13 protein-coding genes are annotated in these 17,775 nt (G+C 35.8%); 1 reads left to right on the top strand and 12 read right to left on the bottom strand.

The genetic code is table 11. The features are described from left to right. The first annotated feature begins 438 nt into the window (after positions 1-438). Positions 439-2,091 carry a PucR family transcriptional regulator gene (locus tag BW986_RS10030; protein WP_076367502.1) on the top strand — a complete coding sequence of 551 codons (1,653 nt, stop codon included), beginning with the start codon at positions 439-441 and terminating at the stop codon, positions 2,089-2,091. A 457-nt stretch (positions 2,092-2,548) separates the two neighbouring features. On the opposite strand, the gene BW986_RS10035 is transcribed toward BW986_RS10030, so the two are convergent. The 12 genes from BW986_RS10035 to BW986_RS10090 form a co-directional block, all read right to left on the bottom strand. Then, positions 2,549-3,799: an allantoate amidohydrolase gene (locus BW986_RS10035; protein ID WP_081395563.1), complete on the bottom strand. Its 1,251-nt coding sequence runs from the start codon at positions 3,797-3,799 to the stop codon at positions 2,549-2,551. A gap of 207 nt (positions 3,800-4,006) precedes the next feature. After that, on the bottom strand, positions 4,007-4,945 hold the full coding sequence (locus BW986_RS10040) for a sugar phosphate isomerase/epimerase family protein (protein ID WP_076367506.1): 939 nt from the start codon (positions 4,943-4,945) through the stop codon (positions 4,007-4,009). Positions 4,946-5,090: 145 nt separating this feature from the next. Further along, positions 5,091-6,848 (bottom strand): thiamine pyrophosphate-binding protein, encoded by a 1,758-nt coding sequence (locus BW986_RS10045; protein WP_076367508.1) that lies wholly within the window; start codon positions 6,846-6,848, stop codon positions 5,091-5,093. Then, complete coding sequence (locus tag BW986_RS10050) at positions 6,849-8,309, bottom strand: four-carbon acid sugar kinase family protein (RefSeq protein ID WP_179086040.1); 1,461 nt, start codon at positions 8,307-8,309, stop codon at positions 6,849-6,851. A 33-nt stretch (positions 8,310-8,342) separates the two neighbouring features. After that, the gene (locus BW986_RS10055) at positions 8,343-9,290 is read right to left on the bottom strand and encodes a transketolase family protein (RefSeq protein WP_076367512.1); all 948 of its coding nucleotides are present in this window, start codon (positions 9,288-9,290) and stop codon (positions 8,343-8,345) included. Between the two features lies 1 nt (position 9,291). Further along, on the bottom strand, positions 9,292-10,116 hold the full coding sequence (locus tag BW986_RS10060) for a transketolase (protein WP_076367514.1): 825 nt from the start codon (positions 10,114-10,116) through the stop codon (positions 9,292-9,294). Positions 10,117-10,356: 240 nt separating this feature from the next. After that, positions 10,357-11,112, bottom strand: a complete 756-nt coding sequence (locus tag BW986_RS10065) for an IclR family transcriptional regulator (RefSeq protein WP_081395564.1) — start codon at positions 11,110-11,112, stop codon at positions 10,357-10,359. A 166-nt stretch (positions 11,113-11,278) separates the two neighbouring features. Continuing rightward, positions 11,279-12,661: an allantoinase AllB gene (gene allB, locus BW986_RS10070; RefSeq protein ID WP_076367518.1), complete on the bottom strand. Its 1,383-nt coding sequence runs from the start codon at positions 12,659-12,661 to the stop codon at positions 11,279-11,281. A 133-nt stretch (positions 12,662-12,794) separates the two neighbouring features. Then, entirely contained in the window at positions 12,795-14,192 is a 1,398-nt protein-coding gene (locus tag BW986_RS10075) for an NCS1 family transporter (RefSeq protein ID WP_076367994.1), read from the bottom strand. Between the two features lie 372 nt (positions 14,193-14,564). After that, a complete protein-coding gene (locus BW986_RS10080) occupies positions 14,565-15,230 on the bottom strand; it encodes a GntR family transcriptional regulator (RefSeq protein ID WP_076367520.1) in 666 nt (221 codons plus the stop codon). A 596-nt stretch (positions 15,231-15,826) separates the two neighbouring features. Beyond that, positions 15,827-16,357, bottom strand: coding sequence for a thiol peroxidase (gene tpx / locus BW986_RS10085; RefSeq protein WP_076367522.1), 531 nt, complete (start codon positions 16,355-16,357; stop codon positions 15,827-15,829). A gap of 147 nt (positions 16,358-16,504) precedes the next feature. Next, entirely contained in the window at positions 16,505-17,422 is a 918-nt protein-coding gene (locus BW986_RS10090; protein WP_076367524.1) for a class II fructose-bisphosphate aldolase, read from the bottom strand. Positions 17,423-17,775 lie beyond the last annotated feature (353 nt).

Here is a 17,775-nt window from a genome sequence, read left to right on the forward strand (position 1 = left end):
GAGTGTACTTTCCCCTTCAACGTTTATACCTGCCTAAAAGTATTTTTTTAATATTCGGACTATTACACTGACTGTTTCACATTCCCATCAATTAAGCCCCTTTAACCACATCCTCTCGTTCCTGTACTTTTCTTGAAGAAAATATCTAAAAAAAACAATTTTAACCATTGAAAAAAATTATGATTGTATGTGCTTCTAAATATAAATATAGTTGCTGAATATAATAAAAACTTGATATTTATGGAATGTAAAAAAATCATGAAAACAGTTTCATTAACCTTCAATCCTCTATACAATTGATTATAAACGGATTAATTCACAAAATCATTATGCGATGTAAACAATTACCATTTAAATTTTTGTCCAAATTTAACAACATTCGTTTGCTTCCCTTTCTAGAAATAAAAACTGACAAAATGTAGAATTAGAAGGTGTATGATGAAAAAGGTAGAAGATTTATTTATCGTTGATGTGTTTCGAGAAGCCAAAATTATTGCTGGACATGCCGGACTTAAAAGGAAAGTAGAATCAATTGAGATTTCAGAAACACCAGATGCCATCAATTTTTTAGCTGAAAACTCCCTATTATTGACAACAGGATACGCTTTTAAAGACGACCCTCATGCATTATGCAATCTCATTTCCCAAATTAATGAACTTCCATGTGCAGGGATCGCCATTAAACTTAAAAGATTCATTGATAAGATACCGCCGGAAGTAATCGAATTAGCTGACTCATTAGAATTTCCCATTATTCAAATTCCAGAGACATTAACATTAGGTGCGGTTGCTCATCAATTATTAAGCTTTATATGGGATAACCAAATCGAAGAGTTATTTTATGCGATGCATATTCACAAGGAATTTACCAATATGATGATAAAAGGCTACAGCCTGAATTCTTTAATTGAAAATCTTGGCTCCCTATTAATATGTCCTGTTCTCCTACTTGATCCTATTGGTGATGTAACATCCTTTTCTCATCATTTTCGTACAGGAAATATGAAAATCATTATGAAAAATGTTCAGGAACACATTAAAAGTGATATAGAAACATACCTAGAAAAAAACCAGCTCACAATTAACATCCAAAATACTGACATTTCTATAAAATTGTTTCGGGTGAAAACAATGCGTCCCTATCCATATTTACTAATAATTCTTCACCCTGAGAAGCTTTCATACCCATCTTCCCAATTAGCTATAGAGCAAGCATCAACAGTCATTTCATTCACGCTGCTTAAAAACGAGGCTATTAGAGAAAACAGTCGTTTGTTAGAAAATAACTTTTTTGCTTCCCTTGTTGATGGAAAGATTTCCAACAAACAAGAAATTATTCATAGGGGAAAACAACATGGCTTAATCGACAATATGAAATACGTATGCATTGTATGTAAGATTGATTATGATAAACAAAACGCTTTACAAAAAAGTGCAGAAATAATGAATAGATTATACGACTATTTATATAAATTTTTACATAAATCATTTTTAAAAATAGATACTAACAACATCGTTTTTATGAAAGATGGTTATTTTGTTATTTTGATGCAATCTCCTCTGAATATTAATGATTCGATTAAAAGCATAATAGAAGAAAGGCTGAAGGAATTCCAGAATGAGGCTTATTCAAATCTAAAAATTTCGTTGTCGTTTGGAGTTGGTAACTTTTCTAATGACCTTACCTTTATCCACCTTACATACGAAGAGGCAGTGGAAGCATGGACACATGGGTCTGAACTGTTTCAAAATAAATTTATAAACTTTTACGAGACCAAGCAATTAATCGAACTGATTCGGTTAATTCCCGAAAAAGATTTAAAAAAATTTTATGAAAATACTTTACGTTCTCTATCCTATCCGAAAAATAAAGATGAAAAAGACTTAGTTAATACCTTATTGGTATATTTGGATAATAATTGTGAACTTGCGATTACATCCAGAAAACTGTTTGTTCACCGTAATACCGTTAAATACCGAATTGCCAAATGTGAGGACATTTTGAATTATTCCGTCCATGATTCAAAAAACTCACTTCATTTACGTATAGCCCTACTCATGGGTTCAATTTTCAGAGATAACAGTGATTAATAAGTAATTGTAATTACTACTAAATACTAAAGAAGGCATTGACTGAAGGTAAACTGCCCACGCAGACAGAGATCAAGATGAAGAGTAAATCTCGACTTCTTTTCTGGAAGTTACGCTACAGAATCCATTATGGAGGAATCCAGGAATTTCAGTGGCTTTTTTATGAACATGATAAAGAGTCCATACGGAACTCCTTTTGTAACCATTGGATCTGAGTTGATACGTATGACTGTTTTCATCGCTTGAAGGATCTCTGTCTTTAAATATATTTCTTATCGAATGAGCACTTCGAAGCATTCAATCTTATAGGAAAATGCTTCTGACAACAGTTGACTGATTTGTTCAAGAGGTACTGATTGAAATGTATTCATTTTGAAAAAACTCGTGATCCGATACAGTCGGATCACGAGTTTTATTGTAAGTTAGTCTTATATTTATATAAAACCTTATATGTCCCTCAATATTGTTTTGTGGCTATTTTAATTACTGTAGAGTAAAGAACTCTAGCTCCTGCACCCATATCTTCTACAGTAACGAATTCATCAGGGTGATGACTAAGACCATCTTTACAACGAACGAAAATCATCGCAACTTTCGTTACATCCGCCATAGCCATTGCATCGTGACCAGCACCACTTACAAGACTGATGACGCTTCCATCCAGTTCGTGAATGGATTCTTCGATTACTGTAATCAATTGTTCATCACAGTATACAGGATCGGCTTCCATGACTTGTTCAAAATGAATTTGGAGTCCTCTAGCTTTTGCTACTTTTTCACTTTCAGTTAAAATGGCATCAATAGCTTTTTTCTTACGATCAACATTTAAATCACGGATATCCAGCGTCCCTGTTACAAGGCCAGGTATTACATTACTAGCACCCGGACTTACAGTAAGTTTACCAACGGTCGCTACCAATGGTTCATTTTGGATAGCTATGTTCTCAATATAGGAAATGAGATCACTCGCTCCTAAAAGTGCATCCTGTCTAAGGGCAACAGGAACTGTCCCTGCATGACCAGGTTTCCCGATAATTTCAAAATAAAATCTTGTAGCACCAGCAATCCCACGAACTATTCCGACAGGTTCATTCTCCTTCTCAAGCACAGGACCCTGTTCGATATGAAGTTCCAAATAAGCGAGGAGTTCTTCTGGAGTACGACTAGCTTTTTTATAAGCATATGGGTCAGCAATACCAATTCCTTTTAACGCTTCAGCAATTGTTATTCCTTGTTCATCTGCCCTTTCTAAATCTTCAGCGGTAAAAGTTCCTGCAATCGCTTTACTACCGAGGAAAGTTGAGTGAAACCTTACTCCTTCCTCATCACAAAAACCTACCACTTCGATTGGATTGTATAATATAATGCCATTATCCTTAAGAGTTTGGACAACTTCTATTCCAGTTATAACTCCTAAAATACCGTCATATTTACCTGCTTCAATCACGCTATCTAAATGTGAACCAATCATTAAAACTGGAGCTGTAGGATCTTTCCCTTCATAACGTCCGATTATATTGTTAAGAGCATCTTTTCTTACCTTCATCCCAGCTGCTTTCATCCACTCTTCAACTAGGCTTTCTGCTTTTAAACTTTCCACTGTGAAAGGTAGTCTAGTGACACCAACAGATGTAGATGAACAAGCAGCAAGTTCTTCGGTTCTAGTGTTGATTCTTATAGCATCAACATCCTTCTGAAGTTTAACCAATCGATCACTTCCTTGCCAATTAATCTCTAAAAAAATTTTGTTATTTATTACAAATCCAGTTTTTTTTAATGCAAAGTCATATTAACACCTTATTTAGTTGTTGCTCAATAGGAATTCTGCATGATAAGCTAATTGAATTTTAGATTAAACGGTGACAGGCAAAAGTGCTTGTCACCGTTTAATACATATTGTAAATATATAGGTAGGCTAACCAACCAAACGCCCTTTTTTTGAATGTAATAATGACCATGCATCAATGAGAGTACGTTTTGACTGTGCAATTACAATATCTGATGATTCTGTACCTACAGGTTTTACTTCAAAAGCGACTATATTCTTTATACCTTCACCGATGTAACCAATTTCTAATAGAGATCGTAAATACTCCGCCAATTCAGAAACATCAACTTCACTTCCTGGATATCCGAAACGCGGATGCTGATCTCCGTAAGCAGGATCAGAAGTATCTTTAATGTAGCAATTTCCGATATGGGCATGGTTAATATAATCACGAGCAACCGTTAATGCATCAGAAGAAGTTTCACGTTGCATTGGTAAATGACTTAAATCAAGCATTAAACCGAAAGTAGGATCTACTTTACGAACTTCTTTTGCAACTTCAACAGCAAGTTTATTCGAACCGATTAGACATTTCTTATCAGTCTCATCATCGAATGTTTCAAGTGAGAGTACTAAATCACCTTTAGATTTTGCATAATCGCATAATTCTTTGATAGAATTCGTTAGTAATTGTAATGCAACATCTTGTTGAGTATCTGGTTTAGCCCCACTTAAGAAACCAAGTTTAGCAGCATTTACTTCGTAAGCTTGGTCAATTCCGACTTTTACTAAATCGATAGCCCTTCTGCGCTCGGCTTCATCAAAAGAATTAAGGTTTCCTTTATTTCTTAATAGAATCGGTTGTGCACCAAATCCTACAGTCATTCCACCAGATTGTAAAATTTGAGTAGCCTCTTTACGTTCTTCAGGATTGTTAATAGATGTAATTTCAATTCCAGAGAAAAAATCATCTTGTACAATTTTCTTAATTGTTTCAACAGTTGGACCATCTCCACCCATCGTTTCCGGATAAGCCATAAAGTGAACAATTCCGACTTTCATGGAATTATGAAGATTTTCTGACATTGTTTCGCCGATTTTTCGGCTTCCCTCCTTTAATAAACCCATTATTTAAGTACAGTCAATCCTACTTTTTATTACTAATATGTTTTTTGAAGCAATAGGTTATATCCCATTGCTTCAAAAAAACCACTTCCATCAAGAGTGATGATCATTTTGAATAATCAATTTTTTCAGAGTATTTGAATCCGTTTAGTGCACCGTTATTAGAGAATTCGCATGCGTTCTTAGGATCTGGATCAACTATAACTTCGATTAAATATGGTTTCCCTGAATCAACTGCACGTTGCAGAGCTGGTTTGATATCATCATAATGTGTAACAAGCTCACCACGAACACCCATACCTTCAGCAGTTTTAACAAAGTCGATTCCTCGCTCTTCATTATCACATAATTCATTTTTGTAAATTAGGTCCGTGGAAATTTGGCGTTCATTATAGAACCAGTTTTGTTGTTGGCGAATTAATCCCATTAATGAGTTATTCATACAGAAAATAATGACCGGAATATCATGTTTTGCAGCTGTAGCAATATCTTGCAATGACATTCCTAAGCTTCCATCACCAAGGATGTTTACACTTTGTCTTTCAGGAAATGCAAGTTTTGCTGCCATTGCTGCACCAAGGCCCCAACCCATTGTCCCCGCACCGCCAGTTAATAAGTATGTTCTTGGTACATACGTTTCAAATAATTGACTAGACCAGATTTGGCTGATACCGCAGTCATGTGATACGAAGGCATCGCGATCCAAGAATTCACGAAGTTCTCGCAATGCACGCTCTTGTCTGATTGGAAGTGTTGTGTAATCCGTTTTACGTGCCCATTTCTTACGCTCTTCAGTTAAGTTTACTCTAGTGCCTACTTCGGCAGTTGCAGCTACATGAGCACCAAGTGCTTTATGGGCTTCTGCAAGTTTAACCATGAATGTTTTAACATCAGAAACGATACCTAAAATCGTTGGTACAACTTTACCAATTTCCTTATTATCAAGATTTACGTGGATAATTTTCTTACCGTTTTGTGTGAATACCGAAACATTACCAGTTGAACGATCGGCGAAACGTCCGGCAAGGTTGATTACTAAGTCAGCTTCTACAATTGTTTTGTTACCGAATGGAGTATCAAGCATCGTTCCCATACGTCCCGCGAATAAAGGGTGATCGTTAGGGAAAGTATCCATCCCCATGCCAGAAGTTACGACAGGGATTTGCAGCTCTTCTGCTAACGATTTTAATTCAATGGTAGCGTTTGCAATGTTAACCCCTCCACCAGAAAGTAAGACCGGTCTTTTAGCATCTTTCAATAATTCTAATGTTTTCTCTATATCAGCGTCAGAAGCTTGTGGTAAGTTATCGACTGGAGTAGAAGCGATAAGCACATCCAAGTCGACTTCTATTTCAACTTTTTGTTGATCAACTGGTAAATCAAGAAGAACTGGACCTTTTCTCCCAGTAGTGGCTGTTACCCATGCTTCATGGATAAATTCAGCAGCTTTCGAACCGTCAGTTAAACGGTATGCAGCTTTCGTTACAGGCTTTGCCATTTCAACGATAGGCGCTTCTTGGAATTGCATGGTTCCAATTAGACTATTTTTTTGTTGACCGGTAATGGCTATCATTGGAATGGAGTCCATCCATGCACCATAAAGACCAGTTAAGAAGTTAGTTCCACCAGGACCTGATGTGGCAGCACATACACCTACTTCACCAGTTGCTCTTGAATAACCATCAGCCATGAAAGCACCCGTTTGCTCGTGACGAACAATATATGATTCAATTTTAGTTAATTCTTTTATTGCATCATAGAATGGTAAAATTGCAGCTCCCGGTACACCATAAACATGTTTCACTCCTCTTTTTTCTAAATACAAGGCAATTAACTCAGCAGCTGTCATTTTTTGTTTAGCCATTTATATCTCTCCCTTTTGATCCTTTTTTATATTTTCAAAGATTTGAGCAATTGAATCTTTATCCCCAACGTTGCCTGGAAATACGATATAAGGTGTATCTTTGAACTTAGCTTCACTTCCGGTTAACCATACTGGAACACCGGCGATCGCTTGCCCTAAAATTTTTGCATATTTAATATCTAAGCCGTCAGTTGCCACATCACTCGAAGTTATACCACCTTTTGCAATGATAAATTTCGGCTTTATTTTTAGTGAGCGAATAACTTTAACTAAAGAACTTGAAACAGTTTGACTAATCTTTAAGTTTTCTTCCATATCTTTCGCACTAATTAAATCTCTACTCGTATATACAAGCGTATCGCGATTAGAAGAAATATTTTGATCTACTAATTGACATACTCGTGTTAGCTCTTCAGTTCTTGTTTCTTTATTTAGAACTTTCACGACATTCATTTCGATTTGTTCAATCGGGAATTTATTCATTAGTTCCTTAATTTGTTCGGTAGTTTTATTCGTGTGAGAACCTACTATAATAAAGCCACCATTGTTTTGGCTTTCATCATTTGAAACAATCTCATTAGCTGATAAATATGGCCGATCCTGAATTCCCGCAATCGATTTTACAATAGATGCTGCAGTTCTAAACAAGAATTGCTTGCCAGAATCAATTGCTTTAAGGACAGCTAATGATACGATGTCCAAATCATAGTAAGATTTTGCATTTACTATAATAGGAGCATTATTGTTGGCAGATAGTAAAATCTCATAAACTTTATCAATGCCACCATTATGAATATCTTCAAGTGAAATGATCAAAGCTGACTCTGAAGCTACGCTTCCATTTGTCTTCTCTTCAATCCATTTCGGCAAATTAGCAGTATTGAAACCGAAAACGGAATCATTCGCAAATTCTGTTTCATTTACTGGTACAAGCTGACCATCCATACCTAAATAATGAATATTATCTATGGTGTAACGATGTGCTTCAAAAAAAGCCGGTATGATTAAATGACCTGAAATTTGTACATCAGCAGTTTTTAATAATTCATCTTGGAGCACATTAATTTCAAGTGGATAATGCCCTCTTAAAGTTGAGTCACTTCTACTGATGATTGAATAATTAATGCCCATTTCCTTAGTAACGTCAACAATGTTTTGGACAATCTCTCTATTGATGTTTTCCGTTTTTTCTGCATTATAACTTCTTGTGTTTGTTAAAATATAAAGTACACTTCTCTCATCAGATAATCCTTTTTTAATCCAGTCTTTTCCCCAGTCCGTAATGACAAAAATATCATGTACCGTTTGGACACCAGTTGGATCATCATCTAAAACGATAAACTTATGTTTTGTTCGTTTTAAATGAGCTTTGATTTTAGCACGAAGGCTATCATCCGATTTAGAGAAGAGAGGATTTTCTAAAGTATCCTTTAAACTTAGATATTGGGTTGCGTTTGACAAAAACCCTCCCCCTTTCATTATCTAAAAATGTGATTAGCTAGTTACTCTATGCCCCAATAATTCATTTGCAGTAGAAACAATACGGTGTGCTCTTAATTCAAAGAAATCAAGTAATTCATCCATTTTTCCAGATACTCCAAAACGGTCATTTGTACCGATCCTTCTTAATTTAGCTGGTTGGCTTTCTGATAATACTTCAGCAACAGCACTACCTAATCCACCTATAATTGAATGCTCTTCAACTGTGATAACATGTTTTGTTTTCGCAGCAGATGCAATAATGGCTTCTTTATCAATAGGTTTAATTGTATGGATGTGTAAAAGTTCGGCGCTTACACCTTGCTTTTCTAATTCACCTACAGCTTTTAGCGATTCATCAAGCATTATCCCAGTACTGATGATTGTAATATCAGATCCTTCACGGTATTTAATTGCTTTACCTATTTTGAATGGTTCTTCTTTTTTTGTAACGATCGGTACTGGTAATTTGCCAACCCGCAGGTAAATAGGTCCGTCATGGTAATAAGCAGCTTCTACTGCTTTTTCCATTTCAACTGCATCTGCTGGAACAATTACAGTCATACGTGGCAGTGAGCGCATTAAAGAAATATCTTCAAGGGGTAAATGTGTTGCACCTTCTTGAGCAGCTGATGTACCAGCGTTATGACCGACAATTTTCACATTGTTATTTGAATAACATACAGAAATTCTCATTTGATCAAATGCGCGCCCAGTAAGGAAGTTTGCATAAGCATTCGCAAATGGTACTTTACCTGCTACTGCCATACCAGCTGCAGTACCTACTAAATCACATTCAGAAATACCGATGTTGAAAAAGCGTTCTGGAAATCTATTTTTATATAGATTTGTCATATTTGATTTTGCGCAGTCCGCGTCAAGTACAACTAAATTGTCATGTTTTTCTCCAAGTCTAATCAGTGCATCAGCAAAACCTTTACGTGGTGCTTCTTGATTTGCCATCTTAAGCCAACTCCTTTAAAGCGATTTCTAATTGCTCATCATTCGGAGCCATTCCATGCCAATCATGTGTATCTTCCATAAATGAAACGCCCTTACCTTTAACCGTATGAGCTAGAATTGCAGTAGGTCTACCTTTAGTGCGTTTAGCCTCTTTATACGCTTCATTAACTGCATTAATATCATGACCATCAATTTCAACAACGTGCCAACCGAAAGCTCTAAATTTATCACCAAGATTTTTTACACCTTTTACATTTTCAACAAAATCATCAAGTTGAATTTTGTTCCAGTCGATAATCGCACAAACGTTATCAAGATTGTAATGTGCAGTTGTCATTGCTGCTTCCCATACTTGACCTTCTTGTAATTCCCCATCACCAATCATGCAATATGATCTTCTATTGCTACCATCTAGTTTTGCAATTAATCCAACACCATTTGCTACTGATAATCCTTGACCAAGTGATCCTGAAGATATGTCTACACCTGGAATATGCTCTCCACATGGATGTCCATGTAACCTACCGTCAACATCCCTGAATGTCATTAACTCTTCAACTGGGAAGAAACCTTTTTCAGCTAATACTGAATAAAATACAGGTGTACAATGACCCTTAGATAGGAAGAAACAATCTCGGTCTTGCCAATCTGGGTTGTTAGGATCAACATTCATGTGTTCAAAAAATAGCACGGACATTAGTTCAGTTGCTGATAAAGAACCACCGGGATGACCACTTCCTGCATGGTTCGTCATCTTAACTATGTGCCGGCGAATTGTTTTCGTTAGATTATTATAAAATTTGCTTTTCTCTTTAGAAAAATCCACTATTACTCCTCCTTTTAGTCGCGCAATAAGCAACGTAGTTTCTTTTAATAATTAAAAAAATAAGCATCTTGTTGCTTATTAACTAACCATGTTTCTTATTTTGATATTATCACCGTTTTTTGAATATTTCAAGTATTTTTGTCAATAAATTTTTTATAAAAATTCTTCAAAGGGATAAACTTGAATCAATAAATTTCCACAAAAAAAGAATTGGTATTATACCAATTCTAATGTCATTATTTAATTGTCTGTGTAACCAAGCCTTTTGGAAATCTTTTTACCAATATCCATTATAATTGGTTTAATTTCAGTTAATCTTTCTTCAGTCATTCGGATGCTTGGTCCTGAAATACTAACGGCAGCAGTAATTTTCTTCCGATTATCAAAAATTGGCGCTGCTATACAGGTGATTCCTTGTTCATTTTCTTCAATTTCTCTACCGATACCTTCGTTCCTTATTTTCCCCAATTCTTTAAAAAAAGAATCTTTATCTGTAATCGTTTGTTCAGTATGCTTTGGTAAACCATGCTTGTCAATTATATCTACGATCTCATTTAATGGCAGATGGGCTAAGATTACCTTCCCGACTGCCGTACAATGCATTGGGGCCCGTCTTCCTACTTGTGAATGTGTTCTAAGGGTTTCACTTCCCTCAAGTTTTTCAATATAGATTACCTCTCCTTGATCATATACGGTCAAGTGGATCACTTCATTAATATGTGATTCTAACTCTTCCAGAAAAGGTTTAGCTTGAGTTCTCAAGTCAATAGATTCAAGCAGCATCGAACTTAATTCTAAATATTTATAGCCTAATCTATATTTTTTAGTTTCAGGATTTTGTTCGATGAATCCATGATCTACAAGAGTACTTAATAATCTGAATATAGAGCTTTTATTTAAATCTAGATTGGAGGCAAGCTCAGTAACCCCAATCCCTTCTTTACGCTTGCTTACTAATGAAATAATTGTTAACGCCCTATCCACTGACTTAACCATTTGCATTACCCTCCGATTAAATCCTATATTACTGATCCTGTTTCTTTATCTTACCACAATAGCAATCCCCAGACATAATACCATTCAAAAAATAAAACAAAAAGAAGGTATGACGCCGTCAGGAGCAACTTAAGTGCCCTTTTAGGCCAACCTTCTTTAGAGAATTTTATGCTTTTACGAAACTACTTCTTGCCGAAATAAACTTCCCGATTGGCTGACCTACAATCCCTTTCTCAAAATCAAATACTAGTTGTCCCCTTACAAACGTTTTCGTCACTCGACAGTTAATCTTTCTTCCAACATAAGGGCTTTGTTGATGACGGTAATACAAATCTTCTGGCTTAACGGTGTACGATTTATTTGGATCAAGGAGAATGATATCAGCGTCATAGGAAACTTTAATGCTTCCTTTATTTCTTAAGTTAAATATTTCTGCAGGCTTTGTCGCAATCATCTTTGAAAATTCACTTACAGAAACCCCACGATTCTTAACAGCCTCGTCAAACATTAAATCAACATTATTTTGGCAGCCACTAATCCCTCCCCACACATCAAACATATTATTTGTGTTGCTCTGCTTCATATCTGGAGGACATGGGGAATGGTCTGATGTCAGGATATCAATTTTCCCCTCCTTAAGAGCTTCCCATAATTTATCTTGTTCTGCTTTAGAACGAAGCGGGGGAGCGCATTTCGCAACAGGTCCTATCTTTTCAAAGGTTTCCGTATCTAACATGAAATAGTGAGGACACGATTCTATCGTAACCTCTTGGCCTTGTTTACGTGCTTTAAGGATTTCTTCAATAGCCTCCCCACTACTAATATGAACAAAATGTAATTTACATCCAGTCTCTTTACCTAATAACAAAGCACGTTTTACAGCATCAACCTCAGTAAAAATTGGACGGGACTCCACATAATCTCTTGCTGTTGTCTTCCCTTGTTTTTTCTTTTCGATTGCCAGTTTATCAGTAAGCTCTGCATTCTCAGCATGTATAGATAAAATATGCCCCAATTCCGATAGTTTTTTCATACCTTGATATAGAGTAAAATCATCAACATTTTTAAAATCTCCAATTTCTTCACTGCCACATGTTGCCATAAAACATTTGAAGGCCACAACACCTTCGTTAGAAAGGTCCTCTAAATCTTCGAGATTATCAGGAACTAATCCACCATACAAAGCATAATCAACATACGCCTTATTTTCAGCAGATTTTAATTTTAGATGCAGTGAACTCTTTGTAGTCGTTGCCGGCAAAGCGTTTAATGGCATATCAACAAATGATGTTGTCCCCCCTGCCGCTAGTGCTTGAGTTCCTGTTACAAACCCTTCCCACTCCGTTCTTCCTGGCTCGCAAATATGGACATGGGCATCTATCATCCCAGGCATGACATATTGATGAGAAGCATCTATAATTTCAGCAGATTCTCCGACTATTTCTTTCGAAATTTCTGCAATTTTACCATTAAGTATACCGATATCTAGTTGTTCTACTGTATGTTCAATTACCACATTTCCGTTCTTTATGATTAAATCAAACTTCATTCTCCCAACTCCTTTTTCTCAATTTTCCGTATATTCACATTACTCAACCACCTAGTTTATTTCATCCTCAGATTGCATCAATCCAATATAAATAGACAGAGTGAATAACCCGTAGAAACCTAGAAATACAGGTTTACTTTTCAAAAATGGTACCCTTTTTGAATTTTGAATCTTTAAATGCAAATTTCATCAAAAGCAAATATGCAATACCTGCCACAAAAACACCGATAATCCATGCCAGCTCCACTTTCATGAAGGCTGCTCCGGCGCCGATAAGCAATGCAAGCACCGCTGCTGGATTATACCCGGCAAATGGACCGTCTTCCCTATACAAATCTGCAACATTTACTTTTTGCTTTCTTAATATATAATATTCAACTAATAATATAGAAACAATAGGACCTAAAAATGCGGAATATATAAGAATGAAAATACCAAGACCCTTTGCCGAAGAATCCTGTACAAGAACCCAAGGGAATGAGCAAAATGCAAGCAGTCCGGTTATGGTAACTGCAGGTTTATATTTCATTTTTGTAAGCAAGGTAATAACATAGGTTGGCGGAATAATATTGGCAACCATGTTCACTGCAACCGCACCCAAAACAATAAATGCGGATACAAAGAGTGTAATATAAGAGTTATCCACCACGACCGCAAACGCTTTCACAGGATTGTTGATGCCGGTTGCGGAAGCAAGCATTCCACCGATTGCAAGTGTCAAGCCGTACGCTATTAATATAGGAAGAAAGTACAAAAACCCGCGTTTTGCATCGCTAATACCAGATTTTAGCTCTCTTGAATAGTCTGCTGCACTTAAAAAGATAGCCGCATAATTTCCCATAAACATCATTATCAATGCAAAGAAAGGTAAGCCCCATGATCCTTCTGCATGAACCCATTTTTCTGCAATAACCTCGCTATGGGAAGTTAGTAGAACGCCAAATACATAGAGAAGCGCTAGTACAATAACAATAGACGCAAGCGTTTCCACCCATTTAATGGCATGGAATCCGTACAATGAAAGCCCAATTTGCACCAACTGTAGCACTACAAAGCAAATGGCAACATTATCAAAGGCGCCGCCCGTAATAATTTTCGCAATTTCATTTAAGGCAGTACCGCCAATCCAACTTTGAAAACCGTACCATACGATGGCGGGAATACCGCGCATTAGTGATGATATTACGGAACCTTTGAGCCCAAAGGACATTCTAAGCTGTACAACATATGGTATTCCCGTTCTGTAACCGAGCCTGTCATTTAAAGCAAAAACAGTTGAAATGATACCAATTGCCATGATAGCCGCGACAAATGTCTGAAAGATGTTTAACGTAGCGATTCCCGCTACAATCATACTAGCTCCAAGCGTCATATTACCTAGATTGACACCGTCTCCAACCCACATAAAAATATAGTTTAACGGACTTACCGTCCTACCTTCCTCGGTTTTCGGATTAAGTGATTCATCCACACCCGTATCATGTTGGATCTGCGTTTCTTGTGGAACGTAACTTTTTAAATTTGTAGACATGATACATCCAACCCCTTTTTTATTGTTTTCCGCATTTCTGACATATGCATTGGTTAACAAGTCAGGTCTTAGATGTTTGCCAAGGCTATGATATGATGCAATCTTTCTTCTAAGTGTTCTTTTATGTTCTTCATTCACAGGAATTAAAATACGAATTTGTTTTGTTAAAAGTACTATTTCCCATCGATCCTCCACCATCTTATTGCGTTTGACTCGAGGTATCGTCGCATATTAAGCAACAGTGTTTCTTGAAAATCGAAAAAAAATAACATGACAACTGCATTACGTTTGAAAATGATTTCGATGGACTGTATCACCTCCTTAAAAACCTTAATGGTAAGCGCTTTCAATGAATCGTAAATCAAATTAAAATTAAAGAAATATACCTGACAAGGAAGGCGAGATCTGTAATTCCTCATTAAAATGAAGATTCGACTCAATTTCACTAAGATGAATGAGAGATAAGCGTTCTGCCAGATCACCATCCCTTTGCTTAATAGCATTAAAAATTTGCAAATGATCGTGAGAACCACATGCTTCCATTTTGCTTCTTCCATAGATTGCTATAATCACATAAGTTAGGGATATTAAGTCTTCGAGATATTGATAAAAATATGAATTCCCTGCGATTTCAGCTATTTTCAAATGAAAATCCCCAGATATTTTTAAAGATTCATAAAAATCCAGACTACCATATATATGTCGTTCTTCTTCAACTAGAGTCTCTAGCTCTTGTAATTGTTCCTCGTTAATGAGTGTGCATGCTCTTCGCACTGCCTCCCCTTCTAAAATTCTCCTCATTTCAAATACTTCTTTTGCTTCTTCAATTGTTGAACAAGAGACAAAGGTACCTTTATGCTCCTTAATTTTCACTAATTTTTCATATTCCAATCTGCGCAGAACATTTCGAACAGGGGTACGGCTTACCCCAAACGATTCAGCAAGATCCTTTTCTATTAGCTGCATATTTGGCCGAAGCTTTTGCTGGATAATAGCCTGCTTGATTTTTTTATAGATATCAATTTCTAAACTATTCAACCTTTATACCTCCCCTCAATGAAGAATTCAAAATTGAATGCAGTATTGTATACAATACTGGGTAAAAAAATATTTATAATTGGATAATTATACAACCTGGTCATTTAAATTAAGTTGTTTAATATACTTCAATCGATCTGTTTTCAAATATCATTGCCAAAATTTAAAAATCTAGCTCCCCTTTTTTGTCCCTTAATAAGCAACGACGTTCCAATTAATGAGTGAAATATAACATTTTATTCTATATTTAATAAATTCTTGACACTTTTATACTATCACCACTACTTTAGTTTTTCAACAAAAAAGTTATAATATTCAGAATATTGCCGACTCCTTATTAACAAAAATTAATTTAAACTTTACCCTTATTCCTTTAAGGTAATAACAACTTTTTTGTCTCTATGTTTGCACCTCACCACCCCATTTTTAAAACCATTGATAGAAGAGGCTGACCTTTTGTGAGGCAGCCTTTCTATTTTGAGATTAGAATAAAATAAACTGAGAAAAAAAGATTGTAATGCAGTAAACATTTTACTTCTTAGGATTAATGAAAATAATATACGTCCTTTAAACATAGTGTATATTGCTTATTTATATTACTTTTTAACTTTTATTAATGACTTAATTGCTTCTATAGCTGCTTCATAGTTCGGATGTTCGGTAATATCCGGAACGTATTCAACATACTGTACGACATCTTTTTCATCTACAACGAATACTGCACGGCATTCTAAACGATGTTCCTTTATATATGTGCCATAAGCTGTTCCAAATGACATCTTAAAATGATCTGAAAGGGTTTGGGCTTGTTCTATTCCTGCTGCTCCACACCATCTTTTTTGTGCAAATGGAAGATCTACACTAATTGTTAACACTTCTACATCATTTCCTAGATTGCTAGCTAATTGGTTAAATTTCCGTGTTTGTGCGTCACATACTCCTGTATCAAGAGAGGGAACACATGAAATAAGGCGGACTTTCCCTTTTGAATCTTCAAGTGTAACCTTTGATAGATCGTTTGCTAATACTTCAAAATTTGGCGCTTTATCACCAACACGAATTTCTCTCCCAATCAACGTAACTGGATTACCAGCAAAGGTTACTATACTAGATCTTTCTAAAGACATATTATTTTTCCTCCTATTACCTTAGCAATTCTTCTAAAAAAGTTATCTTAACGATAATTAGTATAGCCATCTATTATGTGGTTAAAGGGTTTATCTTATGTGACTAAAATAAGGGAGTATAGTTCAAAGTTAGTATAATCTTACTTCTTAAACATAGTAAGAAGCGCTATCGCTACTTATTAAAAAGTTTTCAATTTTTTCTTTTACTACGTCCTGAACTGCGTTTTGGACTAAAGTTAATGTTTCAGTTGGTAGTTCCGACCACTCTTTTTCTGTAACATAATTTTCCCTATTAAGAGTTTTTATCATCATATGTTCTAAATCTGTTGCAATATTCACTTTACTAATTCCGCCATTAGGAATTTGAATTGCATTCCTAATCATCTCTGAAGGAGTGCCTGAACCGCCATGTAACACTAAAGGTACAGATGTTAATGCACGAATTGCTATTAAACGTTCAATATCAATTTTTGGATTTTTAACAAGATAAACTCCATGTGAAGTTCCGACAGAAACCGCCAATGCATCAATACCTGTCTCTTCAACAAACTGTTTTGCTTCTTTAGGCTCTGTAAATAGCTCTTCATCAACGTCGGTTTCAATAAAGTCGGTTGTCCCTATCTTGCCTAATTCAGCTTCAACAGTTACGCCTCTTGAATGTGCATACTCAACAACCTTTTTTGTTATCTCAATATTTTTCTTGAATGGTTGCTCTGATGCATCAATCATAACAGATGTAAAACCAACTTCTATGGCTTCAGCAATTACATTGAAATCCTTCGTATGATCTAAATGTAACACGGCAGGGATCGTAATATTCTCCTCTTGGATCACACGATAAAACTCTCGGCTAAATTCCGCTAAATTAATTCCGTACCGTTCCTGCTCTCTCTCAGAAGTTTGAACAATAACCGCAGATTTCTTTTCTTGGGCCGCTCTAAGTATAGGAGTTACCATCTTTGTAGCTCTAGGAGTAAACGAACCGACAGCAAATTGATTTTGCGTAGCTACTGCAAGTACCTTTGTTAATGAACTAACATTGCTTGGTTTTAAATTTACTTTCATTCATTCAAACTCCCTTTTAAATGATTTAATTTATTTCGTTTATTCACCCCTTTCTGTTACCTAATAAGCAACGGTGTTCCTTTTTAATTTTAATTACTTTTCTGAAAATTACAACACTTTTTTCCCTCTTTCTTACCCAATATCTGAAAAAAAAGCGTCTGCATTGTGTAGATTATTCAATTTTCAGTCTTGATTTCACTGAAATTAAAAAGCGCCTGCCATCTGACAGCCGCTTATCAAGGGTTTTGTAAATATACTGCTATTACCATGTTAAAAAACATCATTTTTATTATATTGCTCTTCTCAGCATAGATGAATGAATCCATTTACTTACTGATGGATTTGCAATTCAA

The organism is Peribacillus simplex, from assembly GCF_900156045.1.
Taxonomy (GTDB): Bacteria; Bacillota; Bacilli; order Bacillales; family DSM-1321; genus Peribacillus; species Peribacillus simplex_D.